The sequence below is a fragment of the Curtobacterium sp. WHRI 8282 genome, from assembly GCF_040223925.2.
GTDB lineage: Bacteria > Actinomycetota > Actinomycetes > Actinomycetales > Microbacteriaceae > Curtobacterium > Curtobacterium flaccumfaciens.
Genome location: NZ_JBEHCD020000004.1, coordinates 94,684 through 107,650, shown reverse-complemented (window position 1 = coordinate 107,650; position 12,967 = coordinate 94,684). Strand labels below are relative to the sequence as shown.

Below are 12,967 nucleotides of genomic sequence, written 5' to 3'. Positions count from 1 at the left end.
GTGCGTTCGCGGGTTGCTAGCATGACTGGTCGATCGGGCGTGCAGGTCGCGCGCGACGACCTCGTAAGGAGTTCACGTGGCAAACGTGCTGGAGAAGGTCCTCCGCATCGGCGAAGGACGAACCCTCCGTCGGCTGAAGGCGTACGCCTCGGCCATCAACGACCTCGAGGACGACTTCTCGAGCCTCACCGACGAGGAACTCCACGACGAGACCAAGGAGCTGCGCGAGCGGTACGCCAACGGCGAGACCCTCGACGACCTCCTGCCCGAGGCGTTCGCCGCCGTGCGTGAAGCCGCGAAGCGGACCCTCGGCATGCGGCACTTCGACGTGCAGCTCATGGGTGGCGCGGCACTGCACCTCGGCAACATCGCCGAGATGAAGACCGGTGAGGGCAAGACCCTCGTCGCGACGACCGCCGCGTACCTCAACGCGATCCCGTCGCGCGGCGTGCACGTCATCACGGTCAACGACTACCTGGCGTCGTACCAGTCCGAGATCATGGGCCGCGTCTTCCGCGCGCTCGGCATGACCACCGGCTGCATCATCGCGAACCAGAGCCCGGCCGAGCGCCGCGAGCAGTACGCCGCCGACATCACGTACGGCACGAACAACGAGTTCGGCTTCGACTACCTGCGCGACAACATGGCGTGGCAGGCCTCGGACATGGTGCAGCGCGGCCACTTCTTCGCCGTGGTGGACGAGGTCGACTCGATCCTCATCGACGAGGCCCGCACGCCGCTCATCATCTCCGGTCCGTCCTCGGGCGAGGCCAACCGCTGGTTCACCGAGTTCGCCTCGATCGCCAAGCGCCTCACCCCGGGCGAGGACTACGAGGTCGACGAGAAGAAGCGCACCGTCGGTGTCCTCGAGCCCGGCATCGAGAAGGTCGAGGACTACCTCGGCATCGAGAACCTGTACGAGTCGGCGAACACCCCGCTCATCTCGTTCCTGAACAACTCCATCAAGGCCGTCGCCCTGTTCAAGAAGGACAAGGACTACGTCGTGATGAACGGCGAGGTGCTCATCGTCGACGAGCACACCGGCCGCATCCTGATGGGCCGCCGCTACAACGAGGGCATCCACCAGGCGATCGAGGCGAAGGAAGGCGTCGAGGTCAAGGCCGAGAACCAGACCCTCGCCACCGTCACGCTGCAGAACTACTTCCGCCTCTACCAGAAGCTCTCCGGCATGACCGGTACCGCCGAGACCGAGGCGGCCGAGTTCATGTCGACCTACAAGCTCGGCGTCGTCCCCATCCCGACGAACAAGCCGATGCAGCGCATCGACCAGACGGACCTCGTCTACAAGAACGAGAAGGCGAAGTTCGAGCAGGTCGCCGAGGACATCGCGGAGCGCCACGAGAAGGGCCAGCCCGTCCTCGTCGGCACCACGAGCGTCGAGAAGTCCGAGTACCTGTCGAAGCTCCTCGCCAAGCAGGGCGTCAAGCACGAGGTCCTCAACGCGAAGAACCACGCACGTGAAGCCGCGATCGTCGCCCAGGCCGGTCGCTTCGGCGCCGTGACCGTCGCGACGAACATGGCCGGTCGTGGTACCGACATCATGCTCGGTGGCAACGCGGAGTTCCTCGCCGTGCAGGAGATGCACGTCAAGGGCCTGTCGCCGACCGAGACCCCGGACGAGTACGAGGCCGAGTGGGACGACGTGTTCGCGCGCGTCAAGGCCGAGGTCGAGGAAGAGGGCGACAAGGTCCGCGCCGTCGGCGGCCTGTACGTGCTCGGTACCGAGCGCCACGAGTCGCGCCGCATCGACAACCAGCTGCGTGGTCGTTCCGGCCGTCAGGGTGACCCGGGCGAGAGCCGCTTCTACCTGTCGCTGACCGACGACCTGATGCGCCTGTTCAACTCCGGTGCCGCCGAGAGCCTGATGGGCCGCTCGAACGTGCCGGATGACCTGGCGATCGAGAACAAGCTCGTCGGCCGTGCGATCCGGTCCGCCCAGGCGCAGGTCGAGGGCCGCAACGCCGAGATCCGCAAGAACGTCCTGAAGTACGACGACGTCCTGAACCGCCAGCGCGAGGCGATCTACAGCGACCGCCGCCACATCCTCGAGGGCGACGACCTGCACGACCGTGCGCAGTCGTTCCTCAAGGCCGTCATCGACGACGTGATCGACAGCCACACCGGCGAAGGCTCCCCGGACGACTGGGACCTCGACGCCATGTGGACCGAGCTCGGCACGCTGTACCCGATCTCGATCTCCATCGACGAGGTCATCACCGAGGCCGGCTCGAAGGGCAAGGCGTCGCGTGACTTCCTCGCCCGCGAGATCCTCTCGGACGCCAAGCTGGCCTACCAGCAGCGTGAGGAGCTCCTCGGCGACGAGGCGATGCGTGAGCTCGAGCGTCGCGTGGTGCTCTCGGTGATCGACCGCCGCTGGCGCGACCACCTGTACGAGATGGACTACCTCAAGGACGGCATCGGCCTCCGCGCGATGGCGCAGCGCGACCCGCTGGTCGAGTACCAGCGCGAGGGCTACGCCCTGTTCCAGACGATGATGGGGCAGATCCGCGAAGAGTCCGTCGGCTACCTGTTCAACCTCGAGGTCCAGGTGCAGTCCGACGGCGAGAACGCGGTGATCGAGGCCAAGGGTCTCGGCGAGGACGAGGTCTCCGGCCTCGAGTACTCGGCTCCGTCGATCGACGGCGAGGTCGAGGTCCGCGACGAGAAGGGTCGCCTCGAGCAGGCCGCGACCGCTCGCGCGCAGCGCGCCCAGGCCGAGGCCGAAGCGGCCGCCGAGCCGGAGCAGGGCTCCGCGTTCGGCAACGCGGCCACGGCCTCCGGTCAGGCCGCGGCGAGCAACCGCGCCGAGCGTCGCCAGGCGGCCAAGAAGAACTAGCGTCCGCGCGCGAGCGCATCGTGAGCAGGAATGGTCGGGTCCCACGTCGGGACCCGACCATTCGTGCTCACCAAGCGTGACCGCCGACGGACGGGAGGCCCGTGGCGGCGCCGCCACGGGCCTCCCGTCCGTCCGCCACCCGGCTACAGGACCCCGATCGCGGTCGCCTGCCAGCGACCGTGTCGCTCTTCGAGTCGCATGGCGACCGCTCGCGCGTGACTGCGCGTGTGCACGACCACCGTCGCCTCGGCGACGCCCGCCGCGGGGCGGCACACCAGGACGCTGCCGACCCGGAGCACCGGGCGCCCGCGTGCCCGCCGACCGGAGCCCCGCGCGTGCGCTGCCACCGCGGCCCGCTGCTGCAGGTGCCGCTGCACGTCGTCGCTGATCCACCGGGCGATGCTGTCGACCTCTCGCGCGCCGGTGAGCACCTCGGCGACGCAGAGCCCGAGCGCTCGTGCCGTCGTCGCCGGGTCCGGGGGACCGGTCGCCGTGGCGGGCTCCGGCGGCGGTTCGACGATCCGCAACGGCGGCGGGTGCGCCGTCGTCGTCTCGTGATCGATGCGGCGTGCCTGCTCTGCCACCCCTGCCCCTTCCGTCGTTGGAGCGAGCGTATGGGGCGTGCGACATACGAAATACGAACCGGTCTACCCTGTGGAGAGGACGACGTTCTCCACAAGGCGGCGGACCTAGACTGGCTGGGTGTCGACCCTCAGTGACCTCGTCCTCGCGCAAGGCCGTTCCTCGGAAGCAGACGTGGAGTGGCTCCACCTGCTCGTGGGGGACTGGCAGCTCCTCGCCGACCTGTCGTTCGCCGACATGGTGCTCTGGGTGCCGACGGCCGAGGACGGCTCGTTCGTGGCCGTCGCACACGCCCGGCCGAGCTCTGCGGCGACGCTGTTCTACCGCGACATCGTCGGCCAGGAGATCCGCGAGGAGTGGCGCGGCCAGGTTACCGAGAGCTTCGCCGGGTCACGGGTCGTCGACTCCGCCGAACCGGACTGGTACGAGGACACCCCGACCCGCGTCCGCGCGATCCCGGTGCTCCGCCGCCTGAGCGCGAAGAGCGCCGAGACCACCGAGCGGCCGATCGCCGTCGTCACCCGTCACTCCAACCAGGACGAGATGCGGACCCCGAGCCGCCAGGAGCTCAACTTCACCGCGAGCGCGAACGACCTGTTCGGCATGATCGCCACCGGTGACTTCCCCGATCTCGGTGCGCCGGCGGGCCCACGTCGTGGTGCGCCCCGTGCCAGCGACGGCCTCCTGCGCCTCGACACCGCCGGCATCGTCACGTTCGCGAGCCCGAACGGCCTGAGCGCGTTCAACCGCATGGGCTTCGAGGGGGAACTCGAGCGGAAGTCCCTCGCCGAGGTCACCACCGAGCTCATCGGCGCCCAGCTCGACGTCGACGAGTCCCTGCCGCTCGTCGTCACCGGCCGTGCACCGTGGCGGGCGGACATCGAGTCGAAGGGCGTCACGGTGTCGCTCCGCTCGATCCCGCTCCGCGACCACGGTGAGCGCATCGGTGCCATCGTGCTCTGCCGCGACGTGTCCGAACTGCGGCACCAGGAGCGCGAGCTCATCACCAAGGACGCCACGATCCGCGAGATCCACCACCGCGTGAAGAACAACCTGCAGACGGTGGCGTCCCTGCTGCGGATCCAGGCGCGTCGTACGCACTCGGACGAAGCGCGGACCTCGCTGCAGAACGCCATGCGCCGCGTCGCCGCCATCGCCGTCGTGCACGACACCCTGTCGAGCGGCCTCAGCCAGACGGTGGACTTCGACGAGGTGTTCGACTCGGTGCTCAAGCTCGTCACCGAGGTCGCCGCGTCGCACAACACGACCGTGCACCCGAAGAAGACCGGCGAGTTCGGGGTGCTGCCGTCCGAGGCTGCGACGCCCCTCGCCCTCGGCCTCACCGAGCTCGTGACGAACGCCGTCGAGCACGGGCTGGACGGCCGTGACGGCGAGGTCGAGATCGTCGCGCGCCGCTTCGACGACCACCTGGAGATCGAGGTCCGCGACAACGGCGTGGGGCTCCCCGAGGGCAAGGTCGGTTCGGGCCTCGGCACGCAGATCGTCCGCACGCTCATCCAGGGCGAGCTCGGCGGCACCATCGACTGGCACACCCTGACGGGCAGCGGCACCGAGGTGACGATCACCATCCCGTTCCGCTGGTTGACCGCACCCGCCTGACGCCGCCCGGCGGTTGGCGCGCTCGTCGTCCGCGCAACCGAAGTGCATCCGCGCCCTGCGCTCGTGTGGCGCGGGTTCGCTTTGGTCGTGTCCGCCGACGGCCAGCCCTGCGGACTCCGTCGCAGCTCGCGACGCGACCGCCTGGAGGCGCGGCGGCTGCACGGCGGACCGGCAGCGGGCCTCCAGGCGGTTGCGCGAACGTCCGCACAACCAAAATGCATCCGCACAAGCCGATCACGTGGCGCGGACGCATTCTGGTTGTGCGCAGCCGCGCTGCGCCGCGCCCGCCCCGCGCGCACGACGACGCCCGCCGCCCCCGAGGGGACGACGGGCGTCGTGGTGTCAGACGACCGGGGTCAGGACGCGCGGCGAGCGCGGGCGGCGCGGCGCTTCAGCGCACGACGCTCGTCCTCGCTGAGACCACCCCAGACACCCGAGTCCTGGTTGTTCTCGAGTGCGTACTGCAGGCACATCTCGGTGACCGTGCATCGCGCACAGACCGACTTGGCCTTCTCGATCTGGTCGACGGCGGGCCCGGTGTTCCCGACGGGGAAGAAGAGCTCGGGGTCTGCGGTGAGGCAGGCAGCCTTGTCACGCCAGTCCATGTGTGGTGCTCCTTGATGTCGATGCTCGAACGGCAGGCCGGGGCCGTGGTTCGGGGGATCGGAACGCTGACCATGCATGCGGCATGGAGGGGACAACTGTGGGGAGGAGTCCGCAGGAAGCGTGTCTGACGCCCGCGAGACGCTCGGGGGAGGAGCGATGAACCACGGGAGACGCACACCACATCGTGCCGTCCAAACGACCTCCAATATCGTTCCATACTGGTAGGGCCAAATCAAGGGTTCCGATGCTGGAGGATCACTGTGCACGACGACACCCCGAACGACACCGATCCCTCCGCACCCGTCGCGCGCCGGTCGCCGGCGATGCTGGGGTTGCTCGCCGTGGTCGGCCTCGAGTTCCTCGCGCTGGTGGTGGTGACGGTCGTCCTGGTGGTCGAACTGCTCGTCGCCCCGGCCACGAGCATCGCCTCCGGCATCGCCCTCACGGTCCTCGTCGCCATCGCCGCGCTCTGGCTCGGTGCGCTGCTGAACGGCCTGTGGCAGGGCCGGGCCTGGGTGCGTTCCGGCATCATCGTCTGGCAGGTGCTGCAGGGCGCCATCGCGATCGGGGCGTTCCAGGGCGTCTTCCGGGTCGCCGCGGTCGGCTGGCTGCTGCTCGTCCCGGCCCTGCTCGGCATCACGCTGGTGCTGTCGCGGTCGGTGACGGCCGCGCTCGCGCGTCCGGCCGAGTAGACGGTCTGGTCCGCCACACACCGGAGGCCCGGTGCCGGTTCCGAGAACCGGCACCGGGCCTCCGGTGCGTGGCCGGTCCTCAGACCAGGCCGAGCTTCTTCCGCAGGCTCGCCACGTGACCGGTCGCCTTGACGTTGTAGAGCGGCAGCTGCACGGTGCCGTCCTCGTCGACCACGATCGTGGACCGGATCGTGCCGGTGACGATCTTGCCGTAGTTGTTCTTCTCGCCCCAGGCCGCGTAGGCCTTGTGCACGGCGAGGTCGGGGTCGCTCAGCAGCGGGAAGGTCAGCGCCTGCTCGTGCTGGAACGTCTTGAGCTTCGCCTGCTCGTCCTTCGAGACGCCGAGGACCTCGTAGCCGGCGGCCTGCAGCGACGACATGTTGTCGCGGAAGTCGCAGGCCTCGGTGGTGCAGCCCGGGGTGGACGCCGCCGGGTAGAAGTACACGATGACCTTCTTGCCACGAAGGGCAGCGAGGGAGTGCTCCACACCGTCCTGGTCGGGCAGCGTGAAGTCGGGGGCGGTGTCGCCGGGGACGAGACGGTCGGTCATGGTGCTCCTGTTCGCGTCGTGCGCCCACGAGTGGTCGTGGGCGCGCGAAACCCATGCTATTGTTGATTCCCGTTGCGGCACGGAAGCCGGAACATGCACCTCTAGCTCAATTGGCAGAGCAACTGACTCTTAATCAGTGGGTTCTCGGTTCAAGTCCGAGGGGGTGCACCGCAGGACGAACGCCCCGGCTCATCGAGTCGGGGCGTTCGTGCGTTCCGGGCAGGTTTCCGCGCAGAAGCGGAGACACGCCCGAGGTGTGCAGGAACCGCGGATTCAGTCGGTGGGGACGTCGACGATCCGCTCCTCGCCGATGACGGGTTCGAGCGAACCGGCCGACGCGGCGGCGAGGTCGGCCGTCAGGGCGCCGAGCGCCTCGTGGGGGACCCACACCTCGAAGGTCGCCGCCTGCCCGTACTCGGTCGGGCCGAGCGTCGCGTGGTGGTGTCGGACCCAGTCGCGCAGCACGTTGTCGAGCCGCCCGGCGTCGGCGTGGTCGACGTCGAAGCGCACCTGCGTCAGGGCCTCACGGCGGACGAGGACCGCCGTGTCGAGCGCCTCGGACACCGAGGTCGAGTAGGCCCGGACCAGTCCGCCGGCGCCGAGCTTCACCCCGCCGAAGTACCGCGTGACGACCGCGACGACGTCGGTCAGGCCGCGGCGTCGCAGGACCTCGAGCATCGGGACGCCCGCGGTGCCGGAGGGTTCCCCGTCGTCCGAGGAACGGGCCTGGTCCCCGAGCACGCCGGTGACCATCGCCGTGCAGTTGTGCCGGGCGTCCCAGTACCGCCGGCGGACCTCGGCGATCACGCGGTCGGCGTCCTCGACGCCGGAGACCGGCGCGACGGTGGTGATGAAGCGCGACTTCGTGATCACGATCTCGTGCTCGACCGGTGCCGCGACGGTGGCGGGGAAGCGGCGGGGCATGCCCACGAGGCTAGCGGCGCGCGTGCCGGGCGCCCGCGCTAGCATGGCGTCCACGCGCCGGACCCACACCTCGCGCGGACACGGCTGGGGAGGAGTCCGACATGGACACGGGTGATCTGAAGGGCGGGGCGCTCGACGCCGCCGAGCTCGCGCGCCGCCTCAACCTGCTCCTCGACTTCGAGGAGTCCCAGCGTGGCGCCCCGGTGCCGTTCTCCTCGATCGAGGAGTACGTCGCGGCCCACGGTGGGTCGCTGTCGCGGGCGAAGTGGACCTACATGCTCTCCGGCGACGGTCGCCGCAACCGCGACACCGAGCTCCTGCGCCTGCTGGCCGGGTACTTCGAGGTCGACGAGCGCTTCCTGCTCGAGGACAGCGAGGTACCGGAACGGATCGGTGCCCAGCTCGCCCTCGTCCGGTCCCTGCGCTCCGCCCGCGTGAGCGGCTTCGCGGCCCGGACGTTCCCCGGTGAACTCTCACCCGACGCGCTGCGGCGCATCGCCGAGGTGCTCGAGGAGGAATCGCAGCGGGGGAGTGTCGCATGACCGACGCCCTCGTCGAGGCGTTCTGGGCTCGTGGTGCCGCCGAGGGGTGGTCGGACGTCGACCAGGCCGTCGCCGCCGCCGCTGACGTCGTCGGCAAGCCGATCGTGGTGCGCGAGGAGTCGTTCCTGGCCGCCGAGCCCGTGTGCGGCTTCGTGGCGACGCTCGAGCACGCGCACCTCGTGATGATCTCGCCGACGGCCTCGCCGACGTTCCGGTCGTTCGTCATCGGCCACGAGCTCGGGCACGTCCTGCACCGGCACCAGGAGCACGCCCCGCAGAGCGCGTACATCCGCGACGTCATCCCCGACCTGCCCGAGTACAAGGTCGAGCGTGCGCTGGCCCGGGGCATGTTCTCGAACACCTACGAGCACGAGGCCGAGGTCTTCGCCGACCGCCTGGCCACGGTGATCCGCCAGCACCGCGGCCGCCCGAGCGCCTTCCGAGGGGTCTTCGGGTGATCATCGCCGTCGTCCAGGCGGTGCTGCTCATCGTCGGGACGATCGTGCTGCTGGTCCTGCAACGGGGGCAGGACCGCACGCTGGCGTTCACGTTCCTGCTCTTCGCCGCCACCATCGTGACGAACGTCGACCCGCTGTACCGGTGGCTCGACCCGCTGCTCGGCGGGTACAACGTCGTGACCGTCGTCAGCGACTGCCTCATGGTGGCCGGCACGAGCACGCTGCTGTGGGGCGTGGCGAAGGCGGTCGGTGCTGCGCGGCCCTGGCTCCGGAACGCGGTCGGGGTGTCCTTCGCCGTGGTCGTCGTGGTGGTCGTCGTCGCGTTCACCGTGCTCGACAAGCCCGCGACCACGACGACCTTCATGCTCGACGCCGGCTCCCACCCGGCGGCCACCGTCTACTCGATCGCGCAGACCGTCTACCTCGGAGTCGCCCTCGGCGCGACGGGGTTCATCTGCGTGCTCCGGCTCCGCGAAGCCCGGACGACCACCGACCTGGTGGGGCTGTGGGTCCTGGTCCTCGGTGGGGTGCTCGGGGTCGTCCGCATGGTCGTGGTCGTCGTGATGGACGTCGCCCACGTCGCCGGTGACCTCGACGTCACGCACGCGCTCTCGCTGCCCTACGACGTCACCACGCCGGGAGCCGTGCTGTGCGTGGCGTCCGGCATGCTGCTGCTCGTCGTCGGCCACCGGGTCTCCCGCCGGCGCCGGGCCCGCCGCGTGGACGATGCGCTGCGCCGCCTGGCGCCGCTGCACGAACGGATCGGGGTGGACAACGCCTACCCGCCGACCGACGACCCCGCGACCCGGCTCAGCCGCCGCATCGTCGAGATCAACGACGGCGTCCGGGGCGCACGGGCGTCACTGTCCGACGCCGAGCGTGCCGCCCTCGCCGACGCCGAGGCCGCGCTCGAGACCGCGTAGTCCCTCGACGCTGCCGGACAGGCCGTGTAGAGTCTGTAGCAGGTGCTACAGATCCTGTGGCCTGCCGGGTCGGGACTCGGCCGCGTTGGGGGCGGCCGAGCACCACCTGCCCGGCATCGCGGCACCAGCATCGTCGAGACCGGCGTTCAGTAGGATCGTCCCGTGCTCGTCTTCGCCGCAGTCGTCCTGTTCATCGGCGCCGTCTTCAACGTCGTCACCTGGCCGCGCTTCTTCCAGCGCGTCGCGAAGGACTCTCGTGCCCGCGACGCCGCCGGCAAGCCGACGACCTTCTACACGGTGCACCTCGTGCTCCTGCTCATCGCGCTCGCGATCGCCGTCGCGTCCGTCATCGCAGGGATCCTGCTGCTGGTCTGAGCCGGTCGCTTCAGCCCTGCTTCAGCGGGGCACGACAGGATCGAACCCATGCGTGTGCTGGTGGTCGACGACGAGGTCCGGCTCGCCGACGGCGTGCGCCGCGGCCTCGAGGCCGAGGGATGGGCGGTCGACGTCGCGAACGACGGCGTGGACGGTCTGTGGCACGCGCGTGAGTTCCGCTACGACGCGATCGTGCTCGACCTGATGATGCCCGGCCTGAGCGGCTGGGCCGTGTGCGCGCAGCTCCGCGCCGACGGCGACTGGACCCCCGTGCTCATGCTGACCGCCAAGGACGGCGAGTGGGACCAGGTCGAGGCGCTCGACGCGGGGGCCGACGACTACGTCACCAAGCCGTTCTCGCACCCGGTGCTCGTCGCACGGCTCCGGGCGCTCGTCCGACGGGGTGCCAGCGAGCGCCCCACCGTGCTGACCCTCGGCGACCTGGTCGTCGACCCCGCGGCGCGCACCGTGGCCCGGGGCGAGACCCCCGTCGAGTTGACCAGCCGCGAGTTCGCCGTGCTCGAGTACCTCGCACGGCACCCGGGACAGGTCCGGTCGAAGCGCGACGTCATCGAGAACGTCTGGGACGTCGACTTCGAGGGCGACCCGAACATCGTCGAGGTGTACGTCGGACACCTCCGCCGGAAGCTCGACCGGCCGTTCGGGCGTGCCGCGATCGAGACGGTCCGTGGCGCCGGGTACCGCTTGGCGGCCGACGGTGGCTGAGCGGCCGGTCAACCCCCGTGCGAGCGGGCCCGCACGAAGCAGGCCACGGCGCCCCCGGTCGGTCCGTGCCCGCACCACCCTCGGCGCCGGGGTCGTCGTCCTCGCGGCCCTGGTCCTCGGCGCCGTCGCGTTCGTCGTCGTGCTGCGGCTCGTGCTGCTCGACGGCGTGCGGACCTCGGCCGAGGCCGGTCTCGAGCAGGTGTCCTCGCGGGTCGAGACGGACGGTGCGGCCGCGGTGACCGGCTACGAGGACGTCCTGGTGCAGGTGATCGGCGACGGCGGGGCGGTCCTGGCGCACGGCGAGGACGCCGACGGCGCCGCACTGCCCACCGCCGACGAGTCCCGGTGGACCCACGACGGCGAACGCTGGCTGCTCGTGGCGGACGACGTGGACCTGCCCGGCGGCGGTGAGGCGACGCTCGTATACGGCACCACGCTAGACCAGGCCGACACCGCGGTCCGCACCGCCGTCGTGCTCCTCGCCGTCGGGGTGCCCGTGCTGGTGCTCGTGCTGGTCGCGGTCACCTGGGCCGTCACCGGGCGCTCGCTGCGGCCCGTGGAGCAGATGCGCACCGAGGTCGAGACGATCCGGGCGGCCCGTCCCGACGCCCGGGTCGAGGTGCCGGACACCGGCGACGAGGTCGCCCGGCTCGCGAGCACCATGAACGCCATGCTCGACCGCCTCGAACGATCCGCCGAGAGCCAGCGGCGCTTCGTGTCCGACGCCTCCCACGAACTCCGGTCGCCGATCGCGTCGATCCGGCAGCACGCCGAGGTCGCCGTCGCGCACCCGGAGCGGACCGACGTGGCCGACCTCGCCGACGTCGTCCGGTCCGAGGCGGTGCGCCTGCAGGACCTGGTCACCGGGCTGCTCGAGCTCTCCCGCCTCGACGAGGGCGGGATCCGCACGCGTCGCCCCGTCGACCTCGACGACCTGGCGTTGGACGCGGTGGCCCGCGCGCGAGCGCGGTCGACGGCCGGTGACGCGCCCGCGCGGGACGGCGACGCCCCGGCGGTCCGGGTGGACGGCTCGGCGATCTCGACAGCGCGGGTCCTCGGCGACGAGCGCGTGCTGGCAGGGGTGGTCCGGAACCTCGTCGACAACGCCGTCCGGCACGCGAGCACACGCGTCGCCGTGTCGCTCACCGAGCACGACGGGTCCGCGGTGCTCACGGTCGACGACGACGGCACCGGCGTCCCCGAGGACGAGCGCGAGCGCGTCTTCGAGCGGTTCGTCCGTCTCGACGAGGCCCGCAGCCGGGACGCCGGTGGCGCGGGGCTCGGCCTCGCCATCGTCCGCGACGCCGTGCGGGCGCACGGCGGCGACACGACCGTGGTCACGTCCCCGCTCGGCGGCGCGCGGTTCGTCGTCCGCATCGCACTCGGCGGCTGAACAGGCGGCTTCAGGGCTGCTTCAGCACCCCGACGCGATGCTCGTCCACATGAACTTCCGCACCCAGCACCAGAAGCCCTCCGCCCGCCGCATCGCCGCGTTCGCCGCCCTGCCGATCGTCGCGGCGCTCGCACTCACCGGTTGCGCCAGCGACGACTCCGACGACGACACCGGCTCGGCCGGCTCCGGCTCGGTCGGCTCGTCGGCGACGGACTCGTCGGGCTCCGGTTCGTCGTCGTCCGGTGCGTCCGGCGTCGCGTCCACCGGCTCGAACACGGCCCTGCTCGCAGCGGTCGCCACCGCACGCGGCGAGGTCGGCTCGGGCACCGTCATCTCGGTCGAGCAGGAGCAGGGCGCCTCCGCCTACGAGGTCCTGGTCGTGACGAAGGACGGCACCGAGCACGAGGTGCACACGAACGCCGACGGCACCTCGGTCGCCGGCACCCCGCAGACCGAGGCCGCCGACGCGGACGACAAGGCCGAGCACGAGCGCTTCGTCGCCGCCGCCGACCTGAGCGTCAAGCAGGCCGTCGACGCCTTCCAGGACCTGCACGCGGGGACCGTGACCGAACTCGGACTCGACGACCACGTCGGCACGGTGGTCTGGGAGGGCGACGTGCTCGACTCGTCCGGCACCAAGCACAGCGTGCGCATCGACGCCGGCTCCGGTGACGTCGTCACCGACCGCGTCGACAGCGACGACTGACCTGGCCCCCAGT

Annotated in this window: 14 protein-coding genes and 1 tRNA gene; 11 read left to right on the top strand and 4 right to left on the bottom strand. The window is 70.8% G+C overall.

Annotation, left to right across the window (positions count from 1 at the left end; all coding sequences use genetic code 11):
- Window positions 1–76: 76 nt before the first annotated feature.
- Entirely contained in the window at window positions 77–2,857 is a 2,781-nt protein-coding gene (gene secA / locus ABRP24_RS14410) for a preprotein translocase subunit SecA (RefSeq protein WP_111056066.1), read from the top strand.
- A 143-nt stretch (window positions 2,858–3,000) separates the two neighbouring features.
- Here the strand turns inward: secA and ABRP24_RS14405 are convergent, their stop codons facing one another.
- Window positions 3,001–3,441, bottom strand: coding sequence for an Rv3235 family protein (locus tag ABRP24_RS14405; RefSeq protein WP_214520440.1), 441 nt, complete (start codon window positions 3,439–3,441; stop codon window positions 3,001–3,003).
- Window positions 3,442–3,559: 118 nt separating this feature from the next.
- Between ABRP24_RS14405 and ABRP24_RS14400 the strand changes: the two genes are divergently transcribed.
- Window positions 3,560–5,059 carry a sensor histidine kinase gene (locus ABRP24_RS14400; RefSeq protein WP_027466510.1) on the top strand — a complete coding sequence of 500 codons (1,500 nt, stop codon included), beginning with the start codon at window positions 3,560–3,562 and terminating at the stop codon, window positions 5,057–5,059.
- A 356-nt stretch (window positions 5,060–5,415) separates the two neighbouring features.
- Here ABRP24_RS14400 and ABRP24_RS14395 read toward each other — a convergent pair whose 3' ends face one another.
- Window positions 5,416–5,664, bottom strand: a complete 249-nt coding sequence (locus tag ABRP24_RS14395) for a WhiB family transcriptional regulator (RefSeq protein WP_017888820.1) — start codon at window positions 5,662–5,664, stop codon at window positions 5,416–5,418.
- Between the two features lie 261 nt (window positions 5,665–5,925).
- On the opposite strand from ABRP24_RS14395, the gene ABRP24_RS14390 reads away from it, so the two are divergent.
- Window positions 5,926–6,357: a hypothetical protein gene (locus ABRP24_RS14390; protein ID WP_035808873.1), complete on the top strand. Its 432-nt coding sequence runs from the start codon at window positions 5,926–5,928 to the stop codon at window positions 6,355–6,357.
- A gap of 79 nt (window positions 6,358–6,436) precedes the next feature.
- Here ABRP24_RS14390 and bcp read toward each other — a convergent pair whose 3' ends face one another.
- Window positions 6,437–6,907 carry a thioredoxin-dependent thiol peroxidase gene (gene bcp, locus ABRP24_RS14385; protein WP_027466512.1) on the bottom strand — a complete coding sequence of 157 codons (471 nt, stop codon included), beginning with the start codon at window positions 6,905–6,907 and terminating at the stop codon, window positions 6,437–6,439.
- Window positions 6,908–7,002: 95 nt separating this feature from the next.
- Here bcp and ABRP24_RS14380 point away from each other — a divergent pair.
- A tRNA-Lys gene (locus tag ABRP24_RS14380) sits at window positions 7,003–7,075 on the top strand.
- A gap of 105 nt (window positions 7,076–7,180) precedes the next feature.
- Here ABRP24_RS14380 and ABRP24_RS14375 read toward each other — a convergent pair.
- The gene (locus ABRP24_RS14375; protein WP_371836757.1) at window positions 7,181–7,831 is read right to left on the bottom strand and encodes a YigZ family protein; all 651 of its coding nucleotides are present in this window, start codon (window positions 7,829–7,831) and stop codon (window positions 7,181–7,183) included.
- A 101-nt stretch (window positions 7,832–7,932) separates the two neighbouring features.
- Here ABRP24_RS14375 and ABRP24_RS14370 point away from each other — a divergent pair, with 101 nt between their 5' ends.
- From ABRP24_RS14370 to ABRP24_RS14340, 7 genes are all read left to right on the top strand, one after another.
- Entirely contained in the window at window positions 7,933–8,373 is a 441-nt protein-coding gene (locus ABRP24_RS14370) for a hypothetical protein (protein ID WP_051596928.1), read from the top strand.
- On the top strand, window positions 8,370–8,831 hold the full coding sequence (locus ABRP24_RS14365; RefSeq protein WP_027466515.1) for an ImmA/IrrE family metallo-endopeptidase: 462 nt from the start codon (window positions 8,370–8,372) through the stop codon (window positions 8,829–8,831). Before ABRP24_RS14370 ends, ABRP24_RS14365 begins: the two co-directional genes overlap by 4 nt.
- Entirely contained in the window at window positions 8,828–9,754 is a 927-nt protein-coding gene (locus ABRP24_RS14360; RefSeq protein ID WP_301626170.1) for a hypothetical protein, read from the top strand. Before ABRP24_RS14365 ends, ABRP24_RS14360 begins: the two co-directional genes overlap by 4 nt.
- A gap of 162 nt (window positions 9,755–9,916) precedes the next feature.
- The gene (locus ABRP24_RS14355; protein ID WP_027466517.1) at window positions 9,917–10,129 is read left to right on the top strand and encodes an SCO4848 family membrane protein; all 213 of its coding nucleotides are present in this window, start codon (window positions 9,917–9,919) and stop codon (window positions 10,127–10,129) included.
- A 48-nt stretch (window positions 10,130–10,177) separates the two neighbouring features.
- A complete protein-coding gene (locus tag ABRP24_RS14350; RefSeq protein ID WP_027466518.1) occupies window positions 10,178–10,855 on the top strand; it encodes a response regulator transcription factor in 678 nt (225 codons plus the stop codon).
- A complete protein-coding gene (locus ABRP24_RS14345; RefSeq protein WP_349848906.1) occupies window positions 10,848–12,248 on the top strand; it encodes a HAMP domain-containing sensor histidine kinase in 1,401 nt (466 codons plus the stop codon). Before ABRP24_RS14350 ends, ABRP24_RS14345 begins: the two co-directional genes overlap by 8 nt.
- A gap of 49 nt (window positions 12,249–12,297) precedes the next feature.
- Window positions 12,298–12,954, top strand: a complete 657-nt coding sequence (locus ABRP24_RS14340) for a PepSY domain-containing protein (RefSeq protein ID WP_349848904.1) — start codon at window positions 12,298–12,300, stop codon at window positions 12,952–12,954.
- The last annotated feature ends 13 nt before the right edge of the window (window positions 12,955–12,967 follow it).

What these genes read in the sequence shown, in the direction of transcription:
- ABRP24_RS14395 (WP_017888820.1), bottom strand. Translation starts at nt 5,664, where the DNA reads ATGGACTGGCGTGACAAGGCTGCCTGCCTCACCGCAGACCCCGAGCTC.
- bcp (WP_027466512.1), bottom strand. Translation starts at nt 6,907, where the DNA reads ATGACCGACCGTCTCGTCCCCGGCGACACCGCCCCCGACTTCACGCTG.
- ABRP24_RS14375 (WP_371836757.1), bottom strand. Translation starts at nt 7,831, where the DNA reads ATGCCCCGCCGCTTCCCCGCCACCGTCGCGGCACCGGTCGAGCACGAG.
- ABRP24_RS14370 (WP_051596928.1), top strand. Translation starts at nt 7,933, where the DNA reads ATGGACACGGGTGATCTGAAGGGCGGGGCGCTCGACGCCGCCGAGCTC.
- ABRP24_RS14365 (WP_027466515.1), top strand. Translation starts at nt 8,370, where the DNA reads ATGACCGACGCCCTCGTCGAGGCGTTCTGGGCTCGTGGTGCCGCCGAG.
- ABRP24_RS14350 (WP_027466518.1), top strand. Translation starts at nt 10,178, where the DNA reads ATGCGTGTGCTGGTGGTCGACGACGAGGTCCGGCTCGCCGACGGCGTG.
- ABRP24_RS14340 (WP_349848904.1), top strand. Translation starts at nt 12,298, where the DNA reads ATGAACTTCCGCACCCAGCACCAGAAGCCCTCCGCCCGCCGCATCGCC.